The sequence below is a fragment of the Candidatus Methylomirabilota bacterium genome (assembly GCA_035764725.1).
GTDB lineage: Bacteria > Methylomirabilota > Methylomirabilia > Rokubacteriales > CSP1-6 > DASRWT01.
In genome coordinates this window covers 33092-47796 of sequence record DASTYT010000086.1, presented here as the reverse complement: position 1 = coordinate 47796, position 14705 = coordinate 33092, and the positions used below count along the sequence as shown (strand labels likewise).

Annotated in this window: 13 protein-coding genes; 9 read left to right on the top strand and 4 right to left on the bottom strand. The window is 69.9% G+C overall.

Features of this window, described 5'->3' with window-relative positions; translation table 11 throughout:
* The 4 genes from dcd to VFX14_13785 all read right to left on the bottom strand — a co-directional run.
* Positions 1-380: dCTP deaminase (dcd, locus tag VFX14_13800; protein HEU5190756.1), on the bottom strand; the 380-nt coding region annotated here is incomplete at its 3' end.
* A gap of 87 nt (positions 381-467) precedes the next feature.
* Complete coding sequence (thrB, locus tag VFX14_13795; protein HEU5190755.1) at positions 468-1370, bottom strand: homoserine kinase; 903 nt, start codon at positions 1368-1370, stop codon at positions 468-470.
* 1 nt (position 1371) lies between these two features.
* A complete protein-coding gene (locus VFX14_13790; protein ID HEU5190754.1) occupies positions 1372-2106 on the bottom strand; it encodes a cytochrome c biogenesis protein CcdA in 735 nt (244 codons plus the stop codon).
* 13 nt (positions 2107-2119) lie between these two features.
* The gene (locus tag VFX14_13785; protein ID HEU5190753.1) at positions 2120-2650 is read right to left on the bottom strand and encodes a TlpA disulfide reductase family protein; all 531 of its coding nucleotides are present in this window, start codon (positions 2648-2650) and stop codon (positions 2120-2122) included.
* 70 nt (positions 2651-2720) lie between these two features.
* Between VFX14_13785 and VFX14_13780 the strand changes: the two genes are divergently transcribed.
* The 9 genes from VFX14_13780 to VFX14_13740 all read left to right on the top strand — a co-directional run bounded on the left by VFX14_13780 (position 2721) and on the right by VFX14_13740 (position 14687).
* A complete protein-coding gene (locus VFX14_13780; protein ID HEU5190752.1) occupies positions 2721-3920 on the top strand; it encodes a four-carbon acid sugar kinase family protein in 1200 nt (399 codons plus the stop codon).
* Positions 3917-4954, top strand: coding sequence for a 4-hydroxythreonine-4-phosphate dehydrogenase PdxA (gene pdxA / locus VFX14_13775; protein HEU5190751.1), 1038 nt, complete (start codon positions 3917-3919; stop codon positions 4952-4954). The genes VFX14_13780 and pdxA overlap by 4 nt, the downstream gene beginning before the upstream one ends.
* 9 nt (positions 4955-4963) lie before the next feature.
* A complete protein-coding gene (locus tag VFX14_13770) occupies positions 4964-6745 on the top strand; it encodes a peptide ABC transporter substrate-binding protein (protein ID HEU5190750.1) in 1782 nt (593 codons plus the stop codon).
* Between the two features lie 34 nt (positions 6746-6779).
* A complete protein-coding gene (locus VFX14_13765) occupies positions 6780-7451 on the top strand; it encodes an HAD family hydrolase (GenBank protein HEU5190749.1) in 672 nt (223 codons plus the stop codon).
* An 80-nt stretch (positions 7452-7531) separates the two neighbouring features.
* On the top strand, positions 7532-9331 hold the full coding sequence (locus VFX14_13760) for a peptide ABC transporter substrate-binding protein (GenBank protein HEU5190748.1): 1800 nt from the start codon (positions 7532-7534) through the stop codon (positions 9329-9331).
* 137 nt (positions 9332-9468) lie between these two features.
* Complete coding sequence (locus tag VFX14_13755) at positions 9469-11262, top strand: peptide ABC transporter substrate-binding protein (GenBank protein ID HEU5190747.1); 1794 nt, start codon at positions 9469-9471, stop codon at positions 11260-11262.
* Between the two features lie 57 nt (positions 11263-11319).
* Complete coding sequence (locus VFX14_13750) at positions 11320-12279, top strand: ABC transporter permease (protein HEU5190746.1); 960 nt, start codon at positions 11320-11322, stop codon at positions 12277-12279.
* Positions 12245-13204, top strand: a complete 960-nt coding sequence (locus tag VFX14_13745) for an ABC transporter permease (protein HEU5190745.1) — start codon at positions 12245-12247, stop codon at positions 13202-13204. The genes VFX14_13750 and VFX14_13745 overlap by 35 nt, the downstream gene beginning before the upstream one ends.
* 49 nt (positions 13205-13253) lie before the next feature.
* Positions 13254-14687, top strand: a complete 1434-nt coding sequence (locus VFX14_13740; GenBank protein HEU5190744.1) for an amidase — start codon at positions 13254-13256, stop codon at positions 14685-14687.
* Positions 14688-14705 lie beyond the last annotated feature (18 nt).

Here is a 14705-nt window from a genome sequence, read left to right as displayed (position 1 = left end):
GTGGTGTTGCTGATCTCGAGGGTCACGTAGCCTTCCCACTCGGGCTCGAAGGGCGTGACGTTGGTGATGATGCCGCAGCGCGCGTAGGTGGACTTGCCCACGCAGATCGTGAGGACGTTGCGTGGGATCTTGAAGTACTCGACCGACCGCCCCAGGGCGAACGAGTTGGGGGGAATGATGCAGACGTCGCCCTGATAGTCCACGAACGACCGTGGGTCGAAGGCCTTGGGATCGACGATGGTGTTGTTGATATTGGTGAAGATCTTGAACTCGTCCGAGATGCGGAGGTCGTAGCCGTACGACGACACGCCGTACGAGATCATGCCCTTTCGGACCTGCCGGTCCTCGAAGGGCTTGATCATGCCCTGCTCGAGGGCCATCCGCTTGATCCAGCCGTCGCTTTTGATCACGTCATCGGCCCCCTGGGCATCTCGTGAGGTCATGGTACTGCCCCCCCGGAGAGGGAGTCAAGCAACGCGCTCGCAGGTGGCGCCCGTTCCGTCGACGGACAGCGCCACCGCACGGCCGGCCCCGCCCTCGCCGCGCAGGGCCGTCTCCATCGCGCGCGCGACGGCATCGCCCGGGCCCTCCACCGCGGCCAGCAGCGCAGGCCCGGCGCCCGAGAGGACGCAGCCGAGGGCGCCCGCCGACCGCGCCGCCGCTACCGCCGCGGGCAGCCAGGGGAAGAGCCGCCAGCGCGCGGGCTGGTGGAGCCGGTCGTCGAGCGCGGTGGGCAGGAGGTCGAGCCGCCCGCCCCCTAGCGCGGCGAGGAGCAGGCTCACGCGCTGGAGGTTGAACACCGCGTCGGCGCGCGACACCGTGGGCGGCAGCACCGCGCGCGCCTCGCGCGTGGAGCCCTGAGCCTCCGGAATCAGCACCACCCACCGCACCGCCGCCGGCACGGGGAGCGAGATCGCCGTGATCCGATCACCGCTTGCGCACGACACCGTGAGTCCGCCCAGGAGGGCGGCCGCAACGTTGTCGGGATGGCCCTCGGCGCGGGCGGCGGCATCGAGCAGCGCCTCGCGCGACAAGGCATTGCCCGCCAGCGCGCCGCCGGCCACCAGGCCCGCCACCCACGCCGCCGCGCTCGACCCGAGGCCGCGACTGGGAGGAATGCGGTTCACACAGTGGAGCATCACGCCACGGAAAGGACGGCCGGCCAGCTCGAAGGCCTGGCGCACGGCGCGCGCCACCACGTTGCTCGGCCCGGTGGGAAGCGCCCCCGCTCCCTCACCTTCGACCGTGACCAAGACGCGGTCGCTCTCCTCGGCGGTGACCTCGTTGTGGAGCCCGAGGGCCAGCCCGAGCACGTCGAAGCCGGGGCCGATGTTGGCCGACGTGGCGGGTACCCGTACGCTCACCCGCATGTCAGAGCCGCTTGAGTAGCCACTCGGGGGTCAGCGTCAGCGCCCACGCGTTGAGGGCGATGTAGTAGTTGGACACCACGAGCACACCCACCACGATCAGCAGGACGCCCGCCACGCGCTCGACCACGGGGATGAAGACGCGGTAGCGCTTGAAGAAGCGCAGGAAGGCGCCGAGGGCCAGCGAGAAGAGGAGAAAGGGGATGCCGAGCCCCGCGGAGTACGCGAGGAGCAGGCCTGTCCCCTGAGCCACCGTCTTGTCATTGCTCGCGAGCGTGAGGATGGAGCCGAGTATCGGTCCTACACAGGGCGTCCAGCCGATGGCGAAGGTGAGGCCGACGGCGAACGAGCCGAGCAGGCCCGCGCGCTTCTCCCGGATCTGGAGCTGCGCAGTGCGGCCGAACAATCCCACCCGCAGCACGCCCGCGATGTAGAGGCCGAAGACGATGATGAGGATGCCGCCCGCGATGCGGATCCAGTCGCGGTAGTCCAGGAGGAACTGGCCGGCCGCGCTCACCGACACGCCGAGGCTGACGAACACCGCGGTGAAGCCGGCGATGAAGGCCAGGGAGTGCACGAGCACGCGGCCGCGCGTGCCGGCGGTCACCTCGCCCGACAGGCGCTCCACCGACATCCCGGTGATGAACGAGAGATAGGAGGGGAAGAGGGGGAGGACGCAGGGGGAGAGAAACGAGAATAGGCCGGCCGAAAACGCAACGATAATCCCCACTGATTCCATTACGTGGGAACCTTCATTTCAGAAGAGACTCGAAGAGCTGATGGGCTGCCGGCTTGTCCCACTCGCGCGGGCCCACGGCAATGAAGCTGAGCGTGCCCTTGCGGTCGATCACCAGGCTCGAGGGCAGGACGCGCACCCGGTAGAGGCTCGCCACCTTGAGGCGCGGATCGAGCCCCACCGGAAACGTGAAGCCGCTCTCCTTGATGAAGCGCTTCACCCGCTGCGTCGAGCCCTCGGAGTCGTTGGAGAGCGCCAGCACCACGAGCCCCTGCGCGCGATGCCTCTGGTAGAGCCGCTCCATCGCGGGCATCTCCTCCTTGCAGGGCTCGCACCACGTCGCCCAGAAGTTGAGAAGCACCACGCGGCCGCGGTACTCGGCGAGCGAGACCGTGCCCCCCTCGGGCGTCGCGACCTCGAAGGGCTGCACCGTCTGCGCGCGTGCGGGGCGCGCCAGCTCGAGCTCCTTGGCCGGCTCGCTGGCGGGTACGAACGCCGGGACGAGGAGTCCTAGGAGCACGGCGAGCGAGGCGAAGAGGCGTGACACAGCGGCAGTATACACGGCACCGGCGCGCCGTCCGGGCGCCCCGGCCCGTGTGATAGGGTGCAGGATACGCATGGCCGTCACCGTCCTCGCCGACGATCTCACCGGGGCCTGTGACACGGGCTGTCTGTTCGCCGGACGCGGCGCGGTGGGGGTGATCGCCGAGCCCGCGCTGACCGCGAGCGAGGCGCCCGTGGTGGCCGTGGACACCGAGAGCCGCGCCCTGCCGGCGTCGGAGGCCGGCCGCCGCCTCCGTGCCGCCGCCGCGCGACTGGCCTCGCGGCTCGAGCGCGGCCGCGCCTTCAAGAAGGTCGACTCGACCATGCGCGGGCCGGTGGGCGCGGAGCTCGAGGGCCTCCTCGAGGCCGGCGGCTGGTGCGGCGGCGCCCTCCTCTGTCCCGCCTTCCCCGCCCAGGGCCGCATCGTGCGCGACGGGCGCCTCTGGGTGGACGGCGCGCTCGCGCACGAGTCCCCCGTCGGCCGCGACCGTCACTATCCCGGCGCGACCTCCGAACTCGTGGCGATGCTCGAGCCCGCGCTCACACGGCCGGTGAAGCGGCTGCCGCTGGCGGAGGTGCGGGCGGGCGCGGACGCGGTCGGCGAGCGACTGGCCACCGCGCGCGGCGCGGTGATCGCCGCCGACGCCGAGTCGGACGCCGACCTCGACGTGCTGGCGCGTGCGGCGGCGCGCCGCCCGGATCTCCTCGTCGCGGGCTCGGCCGGCCTCGGGCGCGCCTTCGCGGCGGCGCTCGACTATCCGGCGCCGCGTGCCTCCCTGCCTCGCCCCGGCGCCTGGCTCTGGGTGGTAGGGAGCCGCCATCCCGCGAGCCATGCTCAGGCGCGCGCGCTGGAGGCGGCGGGGGTGCCTGGCGTGTGGCTCGACGCGGGGCGCTCGTCCGATCTGGCCGCGGTGTCGCGCGCGCTGCGCGCGGGTCGAGCCGCCTTCCTCGCGTTCGCGGACGCGCCGGCCCTCGAGCCGCAGACCGTCGCCGCGACGCTGGCCCGCGCGGTCGCGGGCGTGGTGGCGGAGACCGCCGTCGATCTCCTCGCCGTCACCGGCGGCGAGACGGCCTTCGCGACGATCGCCGCCCTGGGTGGCGCGCTGGGCACGCCGCGGCTCGATCTCGCCGGCGCCCCGGCCAGCGGGCTCGCCCTGGGAACGCTCACGCTGGGCGCCGGCTCGGCCGCGCGTCGCGTGCCGTTCCTCACCAAGGCCGGCGGCTTCGGCGCGCCCGATCTCTTTCTCACGCTTCTGGGAGGAGCCGCATCATGACCATGCACGCGCCGCGCATCGGCATCACCATGGGCGACCCCGCCGGGGTCGGCCCGGAGATCACCGTGAAGGCGCTCGCGGTGCCCGAGGTGGCGGCGTCCTGCCGCGCGGTGGTGGTGGGCGCGGGCGACGCCCTCGCCGCGGCCATCGAGCTCCTCCACGCCCCGCTCACGCTCCACCGCGTGAAGGCGGTGGAGGACTGCCGCTACGCGCCGGGCACCGTGGAATGCCTCGACCTCGCGAACGTGGACATGGCGAGCCTTCCGCGCGGCGCGGTCAGCCCGGAAGCGGGCCGTGCCGCGTACGCCTACATCGAGACGGCGGTGGGGCTCTGTCAGCGCCGCGCGATCGACGGGATGGTCACCGCGCCCATCAACAAGGAGGCGCTGGCCGCCGCCGGGCATCAGCACACGGGGCACACCGAAATCCTCGCCAAGCTTTCCGGCACCAAGGACTTCGCGATGCTCCTCATGGGCAAGGAGCTGCGCGTCATCCACGTCACGACCCACGTGGCCCTGCGGCGCGTCCCTGAGCTCTGCACCCGCGAGCGCGTGGGCCGCGTCATCGCGCTCGCCCAGGAGACCATGAACTTCCTCGGCGTCGCGCGCCCGCGCATTGCGGTGTGCGGGTTGAACCCCCATGCCGGCGAGGAGGGACTCTTCGGCGACGAGGAGCAGCGGGAGATCGGCCCCGCCATCGAGTCCGCGCGGCGCGCGGGCCTGGACGTCCACGGGCCCCTGCCCGCCGACACGCTCTTCTCGCGCGCCCGCGGTGGCGAGTTCGACATCGTGGTCGCGATGTACCACGACCAGGGCCACGTGCCGGTGAAGACGCTGGGCTTCACGTTCGACCAGAAGACCGGCGTGTGGACGGGACTGTCCGGCGTCAACGTCACGGTGGGGCTTCCCTTCCTCCGCGTGTCGGTGGACCACGGCACCGCGTTCGACCGGGCCTGGAAAGGCATCGCCAATCCCGAGAGCATGATGGAGGCGATCGACGTGGCGGTCAGCATGCTCGGCGCCCGGGCGCGCTAGGGCGTCGTCGTGGACGCGCCCGCGCTCCGCGCTCTCGCCCATGACGTGACCTCGGGACGGCTCGGGCGGCGGCGCTTTCTCGCGATCCTCGCCGGCCTCGGCATCAGCGCGCCCCTCGCCGCTCAGCTCCTGCCGCCCCGCCCGGCGCGCGCGCAGGCGCCGCCGGCGGCCGCGCGCCGCGGCGGTCCCCTGCGCCTCCTGTACTGGCAGGCGCCGACCATCCTGAACCCGCATCTGGCCACCGGCGTGAAGGACGCGGCGGCGGCCCGGCTCTTCTACGAGCCGCTCGCCGCGTTCGACCCCGAGGGCAACCTCGTCCCGCAGCTCGCCGCCGAGCTGCCCACCCGCGACAACGGCGGGCTGGCGCGCGACGGCACCTGGGTGCGCTGGCGGCTGAAGAAGGGCGTCACGTGGCACGACGGGCGGCCCCTCACCGCCGACGATTGCGTGTTCACGTGGGAATACGCGGCCGATCCCGCGACCGCCGCCACCTCCATCTCCGCCTACCGGGACCTCGAGCGCGTGGAGAAGCTCGACGACCAGACGTTCCGCGTGCTCTTCAAGCGGCCCGTGCCCTTCTGGGCCATCCCGTTCTGCGGCGCCGCCGGCGTGGTCCTGCCGCGCCACGTCTTCGAACGCCATCGCGGCGGCGCGTCGCGCGAGGCGCCGGCCAATCTCAAGCCCCTGGGGACGGGGCCGTTCCGTGCCGTCGACTTCCGTCCCGGCGACACCGTGCGCGCGGAGCGCTTCCCCGGCTACCACACCACGGGGCGGCCCTGGTTCGACACCGTGGAGATGAAGGGCGGCGGCGACGCCGCCTCCGCCGCTCGCGCGGTGCTCCAGACCGGCGAGTACGACTTCGCGTGGAACATGCAGGTGGAGGACGAGCTGCTCCGTCGTCTCGAGGTCAATGCCAAGGGCAAGGTACTCTTCACGTCGAGCAGCAGCACCGAGTTCGTTGAGCTGAATTTTTCGGACCCGTGGAAAGAGGTGGACGGCGAGCGGGCGAGCGCCCGTACCACGCATCCCCTGCTCACCGACCCCGCCGTGCGGGGCGCCCTCGCGATGCTGGTGGACCGTGGCGCGATCCAGCAGGAGATCTACGGCCGCCAGGGCGAGACCACGCCGAACTTCCTCGTGGCGCCCCTCCGCTTCCGCTCGCCGAACACCCGATGGGAGTTCAGCGTCGAGCGCGCGAGCGCCACGCTCGACGCGGCGGGGTGGAAGCGGGGGACAGACGGGGTGCGCGTCAAGGACGGGCGGCGGCTCCGCCTCCTCTTCCAGACCTCCACCAACGCCCCGCGCCAGAAGACACAGGCCATCGTCAAGCAGGCCTGCGCGCGGGCCGGCATCGAGGTCGAGCTCAAGTCGGTGGTGGCCTCCGCGTACTTCTCGTCCGACGCGGCGAATCCCGACACCGTCCGGCACTTCTACGCGGACCTGCAGATGTACCAGCAGCTCATGGGCCGGCCCGACCCTCAGCTCTACATGGAGCGCTTCACGTCGTGGCAGATTGCGTCCAAGGAGAACAAGTGGTCGCTCAGCAACTCGGGCCGCTGGCGGAGCGACGAGTACGACCGACTGTGGCGCGCCGCCGAGGGCGAGATGGATCCCGCGAAGCGCGCCGCCCTCTTCATCAAGATGAACGATCTGGTCGTCCAGAACGTCGTGGTCATCCCGGTGCTCTGGCGCAACGACGCGACCGCGGTCTCCGCGCGGCTGCGCGGGGTCGAGATCTCGCCCTGGGAGTCCAACCTCTGGAACATCGCCCAGTGGCGCATGGAGGGCTGAGCGGGCCGCGGCAGCCCGGCACCGAGGAGACACCATGGTCGAACGCCTCTACGACGTCGTCACCTTCGACTGCTACGGCACCCTCATCGACTGGGAGGGTGGCATCGGCCAGGCCTTCGCGGCGGAGGCGGTGAAGATCGGCCACCCCGTGGACACCGCGGCGGCGGTGGGCCTCTACGTGGAGGTGGAGGCGGCGGTGGAGAAAGAAGGCTACCGCCTCTATCGGGACATCCTCGCGGAGACGGCGCGGCGGGTCGCGGCTCGGCTCGCCTGGCCGCTCCCCGCCGAGCGCGCCGGCTTCCTCGCCGAGAGCCTGCCCGCGTGGCCGCAGTTCCCCGACACCAACGCGGCGCTGCGCCGCCTCGCCGCCGCGGGCTACCGTCTCGGCATTCTCTCCAACGTGGACGACGACCTCCTCGTGTGGAGCGCGCGGTTTCTTGCCGCGAGCTTCGAGATCGTGATCACCGCGCAGCAGGTTCGATCCTACAAGCCGGCGTCGCCCCATTTCGTCGCCGCGCGCGCCGTGATCGGCGGCGCCCGGTGGGTCCACGCGGCGCAGAGCCACTATCACGACATCACGCCCTGCGCCGCCCTCGGCATTCCCGCGGCCTGGATCAACCGCACGCACGGCGCGCCGTCGAGCCCGGCGCGGGCGCTCCAGACCTTCCCCACGCTCGCCGGGCTCGCCGACTGGCTCGCGCCCTGACATCGCCGCGGGGGCGCGGATTCTTGACACCATCGGAGGGCGCCCGTATAAGGGCGTAACCCACCCGGAGGGGGTCCCACATGGACGAGCATGCCCTTCGCGCATTGATCGCCGACGTCAAGGCCGGACGGCTGAGCCGGCGCGCCTTCGTGCAGACCATGGTCGGCCTCGGCCTCACCGCGCCGCTGGCTGTCCAGATGCTCGCCGCCGGAGGCGTGCCCCGCGCGCATGCACAGGGCACGAGCTTCGTGCCCACCAAGCGCGGCGGGGGCGGCGCGCTCAAGATGCTGTGGTGGCAGGCGCCCACGCTCCTCAATCCGCACTTCGCCACCGGCACCAAGGATCAGGACGCCTCCCGCATCTTCTACGAGCCTCTCGCCGGCTTTGATCCGGACGGCAACGTGGTGCCGGTGCTCGCCGCCGAGCTGCCCACGGTGTCCAACGGCGGGCTCGCGAAGGACCTCACCTCGGTGACGTGGCGGCTCAAGAAGGGCGTCCAGTGGCACGACGGCAAGCCCTTCACCGCCGACGACGTGGTCTTCAACTACGAGTTCGTGATCGATCCCGCCAACAAGACCGTCACCACGGGGTCCTACACCGAGATCAGCAAGATCGACAAAGTGGACAGTCACACCGTCAAGATCACCTTCAAGAAGCCTCAGCCCTTCTGGTCGGACTCGTTCTGCGGTGTGCGGGGCATGATCATCCCCAAGCACGTATTCGAGCCCTTCCGGGGCGCCAAGGCCCAGGAGGCGCCGGCCAACCTCAAACCGGTGGGCACGGGGCCGTATCGCATCGTGGACTTCCGTCCCGGCGACGTGGTCCGCGCCGACATCAATCCCGCCTATCACGTTCCCAACCGCCCGTTCTTCGACCACGTCGAGATGAAGGGCGGCGGCGACGCCGCCTCGGCGGCGCGCGCGGTGCTGCAGACGGGCGAGTTCGACTATGCGTGGAATCTCCAGGTCGAGGACGACATCCTCAAGCGGCTGGAGCAGGGCGGCAAGGGCCGCGTGAACATCTGGCCCACCGGGAATCCCGAGCACATCCAGTGCAACACCACGGACCCGTGGACCGAAGTAGACGGCGAGCGCTCCAGCATCAAGACCGCGCATCCCACGCTGTCCGACCCCGCCGTCCGCCAGGCGCTCACCTTCCTCATCGACCGCTCGGCGGTGCACGAGCAGATCTACGGGCGCGGCGGCCAGACCACCGCGAACTTCCTCAACGCCCCCTCCCGCTTCAACTCCAAGAACAACCGCTGGGAGTTCAACGTCGAGAAGGCCAATCAGATCTTGGACGCGGCGGGCTGGAAGCGCGGGGCCGACGGCATCCGCGCGAAGGACGGCAAGCGTCTGAAGTTCCTCTACCAGACCTCGATCAACGCCCCGCGGCAGAAGACCCAGGCGATCGTGAAGCAGGCCGCGGCCAAGGCCGGCATCGAGATCGAGCTGAAGTCGGTGGTGGCCTCGGTGTTCTTCTCCTCCGATCCCGCGAACCCCGACACCTACCCGCACTTCTACTCGGATCTGCAGATGTACAACACCACCATGAGCGCGCCCGACCCCGCGCCCTTCATGCTCCAGTTCTGCTCGTGGGAGGTGTCGCAGAAGGCCAACAGCTGGCAGGGCCGCAACATCACGCGCTTCCGCAACGAAGAGTACGACCGGGCCTACCGCGCCGCGGAGGGCGAGGTCGACCCCGTCAAGCGCGCGGCCCTCTTCATCCGCATGAACGACCTCGTCATTCAGAACGTGGCGGTCATGACCGTGCTCTGGCGCAACGGGGTGTCCGGCTCGAGCGCCAAGCTCCGCGGCATGGACCTCACCGGCTGGGACGGGACGCTCTGGCGCCTGCCCTACTGGTACAAGGAAGCGTAGGCTTACGGCGCAATCGACGGGCAAGGGCGGCGGAACCCCTCGCCGCCCTTGACAGTTTCCCTCGTGCAGCTTATAAGGATGGAGCCGTCCGAGCTCGCGCCGGGCGGTCACCGCCGACCCACCCAGGAGGACCTTTAATGGAAGAGCGTGATCTTCGACAGCTGATCGGCCAGGTCAAGGCAGGCCACCTGAGCCGCCGCAGCTTCGTGCAGATGATGGTGGGCCTCGGGCTCACCGCGCCCATGGCCGGTCAGCTGCTCGCGTCCGCGGGCGTGGCCCAGGCCCAGACGAAGGCGGCACCCTACAAGCCGACCAAGCGCGGCGGGGGCGGCCAGCTGAAGACTCTCTGGTGGCAGGGGGCCACGCTGCTGAACCCCCACTTCGCCACCGGCACCAAGGATCAGGACGGCTCGCGCATCTTCTACGAGCCGCTGGCGTCCTGGGATCCGGACGGGAACCTGTCGCCCAACCTCGCCGCCGAAATCCCCACGGTGCAGAACGGCGGCGTGTCCAAGGATGGCCGCTCCGTGACGTGGAAGCTCAAGAAGGGCGTGGTCTGGCACGACGGCAAGCCCTTCACCGCGGACGACTGCGTGTTCACCGCCGAGTGGGTGGCCGACCCTGCCACCGCCTCGCGGAACATCAACACGTACAAGGACCTCAAGGTCGAGAAGGTTGACAGTCACACCATCAAGATCACCTTCAAGAAGCCCACTCCGTTCTGGGCCGACGCCTTCGTGGGTGTGGGCGGGATGGTGCTCCCCAAGCACGCCTTTGAGTCGTACAAGGGCGACAAGTCGCGCGAGGCACCGGCCAACCTCAAGCCCATCGGCACCGGCCCCTACAAGTACGTCGACTTCAAGCCCGGGGACATGGTGCGTGGCGAGCTCTTCTCGGGCTATCACATGCCGAACCGGCCCTTCTTCGACACCATCGAGATGAAGGGCGGCGGCGACGCGGTGTCGGCGGCGCGCGCGGTCATCCAGACCGGCGAGTTCGACTACGCGTGGAACATGCAGGTCGAGGACGAGATCCTCAAGCGCCTGGAGCAGGGGGGAAAGGGCAGGGCCGACATCGTCTCTGGCGGCAACATCGAGCACATCCAGATCAACTTCACCGATCCCTACAAGGAGGTCGACGGGGAGCGCTCCAGCCTCAAGGCGCCCCACCCGTTCCTCACCGATCCCGCGGTGCGCCAGGCCCTCAACCTCCTCGTCGACCGCGCCTCCGTGCAGGAGCAGATCTACGGGCGCACCGGCATCGCCACCGCCAACTTCCTCAACCAGCCGTCGCGCTACGCCTCCAAGGCCACGAAGTTCGAGTTCAACGTGGAGAAGGCCAGCCAGATCCTGGAGGCGGCGGGCTGGAAGAAGGGCAGCGACGGCATCCGGGCCAAGGACGGCAAGCGGCTGAAGATGCTCTACCAGACCTCGATCAACGCGCCCCGGCAAAAGAACCAGGCCATCGTCAAGCAGGCCGCGGCCAAGGCCGGCATCGAGATGGAGCTCAAGTCCGTCACCGCGTCGGTGTTCTTCTCGTCGGACGTGGCGAACCCGGACACCTACGCCCACTTCTCCACCGACATCCAGATGTTCACGACCACCATGACGCAGCCCGATCCGGAGCTCTTCATGCTCCAGTTCACGTCGTGGGAGGTCGCGGCCAAGGACAACAAGTGGCAGGGCCGCAACATCACCCGATGGAAGAGCGAGGAGTACGACAAGCTCTTCCGCTCGGCCGAATCCGAGCTGGATCCCGTTAAGCGGGCGGCCCTCTTCATCAAGATGAACGAGCTGGTCATCCATAACGTCGTGGTGATCCCCGTCGTGTTCCGCCCCCGCGTGGCCGCGGTGGCCAACACGCTCCGCATGGAGCAGAGCGGCTGGGATTCCGACTTCTGGGCGCTGCACAACTGGTACCGCGAGGCCTAGAGCGGGCGTGCGAGCGGGCCCGGCCTCTGGGGGCCGGGCCCGCTTCCCGCGGTATCGATGTCCAAGTACTTCATCCGGCGCCTGTTGATCCTGGTCCCGGTGCTCGCCGGGATCAGCCTCGTGCTGTTCACGATCCTGGCGCTGGCCCCCGGCGACCCCTTCGAGGAGCTCGCGACCAATCCCAACGTGCCGCCCGAGGTGCGCGCGAACCTCCGGGCGCAGTTCGGCCTCGACGACCCCGTCGCCGTGCGCTACGTCCGCTGGTTCACCGCCATGCTCAGGGGTGACTGGGGGTTCTCGTTCGTAAGCCGGGTCAACGTGGCCACCCTCATCATGCAGCGCCTCCCCACCACCATCGTGGTCATCGGTGCTGCGCAGCTCCTGGGCCTCCTCATTGCGATCCCCATCGGTGTCTACTCGGCCACGCGCCCGTATTCCCTATTCGACCAGATCGCCACCACCTGCGCGTTCATTGGCTTCTCGCTCCCCACATTCTTCACCGGCCTGCTCTTCATCCTCCTCTTCAGCATCTATCTCGACTGGCTGCCCTTCATCTACCGGGCCGACATCACCGCGACGGGCTGGCGCTGGTGGTGGGAGCACATCCGGCAGTCGATCATGCCGGTGTCCGTATTGGGTCTGGCCCAGGCCGCCTCGATGACGCGCTTCATGCGCTCCGCCGTGCTCGACGTGGTGCAGCTCGACTACGTGCGTACCGCGCGCGCCAAAGGCCTGGCCGAGCGTGTCACCATCGTGAAGCACGTCGTCCGCAATGCGCTGATCCCGGTGGTGACCCTGATATCCCTCCAGATCCCCACCATCTTCGCCGGCGCCCTCATCACCGAGCAGATCTTCCGCGTGCCCGGCATCGGCTCGCTGCTCATCAGCTCGATTCTCGCCAACGACACCCCGGTGGTCATGGCCATCACCTTCGTCTTCTCGGCGCTGGTGGTGATCTTCAGCCTGATCGCGGATCTCCTGTATGGCTGGCTCGATCCCCGCATCTCGTACCGGTAGCCCGGCGGGCGCGCTGACGGGGGCGCCCGCCGCCCCCATCCGCCGCCCCGCGACCTCGCTCACCGCTGAGGCCTGGCGGCGCTTCCGGCGCCATCGCCTCGCCCTGGTCGGCGCGATGATCCTGCTCGCGATGGTGGGCGCGGTGATGGTGGGACCGCTCGTCTATCGCGTGCCCATCGACGAGATCGACTTTAAGGCCAAGCTCAAGGGGCCGTCCTGGGCTCATCCCTTCGGCACCGACGACCTCGGCCAGGACCTGCTCGCCCGCATGCTCTACGGGGGGCGCATCTCGCTCGCCGTGGGCCTCTCCGCCATGCTCATCTCCATCATCGCGGGCACCACGGTGGGCGCAACCGCGGGCTTCACCGGCGGCACGGTGGACCACACCCTCATGCGCATCACCGACCTCTTCCTGTGCCTGCCCGGCCTGCCGCTCCTGCTCCTCATCGTGTATCTCTTCCGCGACACGCTCAAGAAGGCACTGAGCCCCGAGATCGGCGTGTTCGTGCTCATCGTCGCGGTGATCGGCGGCCTCCGGTGGATGCCGGTGGCGCGGCTGGTACGCGCACAGTTCCTGTCCCTCCGCGAGAAAGAGTTCGTGGAGGCGGCACGGGGCCTGGGCGCGGCGCCCCTGCGCCAGATGCTCCGCCACATCCTGCCGAACTCGGTGGGCCCGGTGATCGTGGCCGGTACCCTCGACGTGGCTGCCGCCATCATCGCGGAGTCGTCCCTGTCCTTCCTCGGGCTCGGCTTCCCGCCCGACATCCCCACCTGGGGCCGCATCCTCTTCGACGCCAAGGACAATCTCGACTTCGCGCCGCACTGGGCGCTCTTCCCGGGCACCGCGATCTTCCTCACCGTGCTGTCGATCAACTACATCGGGGACGGCCTCCGGGACGCCCTCGATCCACGAAAGGTGCTGTAGGCCGCGCGGGCCGGCGGCTTTCCCGTGCCTTCTTGACCGGAGCGACCCCTTGAGCACACGCGATCTCTGCTACACCCCCGCCGCCGACCTCGTCCGCCTCTACAAGAGGCGTGCCTGCTCGCCCCTCGAGGTCATGCAGGCGGTGCTGGCGCGCCTGGATTCGGTGAATGCTGCGGTGAACGCCTGCGTCACGGTGGCGCGCGAATCCGCGCTCGCCGAGGCGAAGCGCGCGACCGCCGGCCTCAAGCGCGGTCGCGCGCTGCCTCCGCTGTTCGGCGTCCCCGTCTCCATCAAGGACCTCACGCCCACCAAGGGTATCCGCACCACATGGGGCTCGAAGGTGCACGAGCACGACGTGCCGAAGGAGGACTCGCTGGTCGTCGAGCGCCTCAAGGCGGCGGGAGCCATCGTGTTTGCGAAGACCAACACACCGGAGTTCGGCGCGGGCGGCAACACGTTCAACGCGGTGTTCGGCGCGACGCGGAATCCCTGGGATCCCGCCCTCACGTGCGGCGGCTCGAGCGGAGGCGCCGCCGTCGCGCTCGCCACGGGCATGGGTCCCATCGCACAGGGCTCCGACCTCGGCGGCTCGCTGCGCACGCCCGCGGCCTTCTGCGGGGTGGTGGGCTTCCGCACCACGCCCGGCCTCATCCCCGAGTACCCGACCACGCTCGCCTGGGACTCGCTGTCGGTCACCGGCCCCATGGCGCGCACGGTGGGCGACGTCGCCCTCATGCTCTCCACCATGGCGGGCCCGGATGACCGCGCGCCGCTGTCCTACGCGGTGGACACCCGCGAATTCCTGCGCGCGCTCAAGTCCCCCTCCGTCAAAGGCCTGCGCATCGCGTGGACTCCCGATCTGAACGGCCTGATCCCGGTCGACGCCGAGATCGCGCGAATCGCCCACGGCGCCACGCGCGTGTTCCGGAGCCTCGGCGCGCGCGTCGAGAACGGCAGCCCCGACTTCTCCGAGCTCAACGACATCGTGCTTGGCACGCGCGGCGTCTCGATGGTCGCGCGCCACGCCGACAAGCTCCCCCAGTGGCGCGACAAGCTGCAGAAGGGGCTCCTGTGGAACATCGAGCAGGGGCTGGCGCTGACGCCGCGGGCCATCGCGTACGCCCAGACGGCGCGGACCGCGCTGTGGCATCGCGTGCGCGAGTTCATGGAGACGCGCGACCTGCTGATCCTCCCCACCGTCGCGGTGCCGCCCTTCCCGGTGGAGCAGCCCTGGCCGACCGAGATCAACGGCAAGCCGCTCGACAACTACACGCAGTGGTTCTTCCTCACCTATGGCATCACGGTGACCGGGCTGCCCGTGATCTCCGTCCCATGCGGGTTCACCGCCGCCGGCCTGCCAGTCGGACTGCAGATCGTGGGCCGGCGGCGGGCGGAGGCCGCCGTGCTGCGGGCCGCGGCCGCCTTCGAGGCGGCGGCGCCATGGCGCAACCGCATCCCCCCCGTGGTGGCGGCCCGGCTCTAGAGAACCCGCGGGCACGCA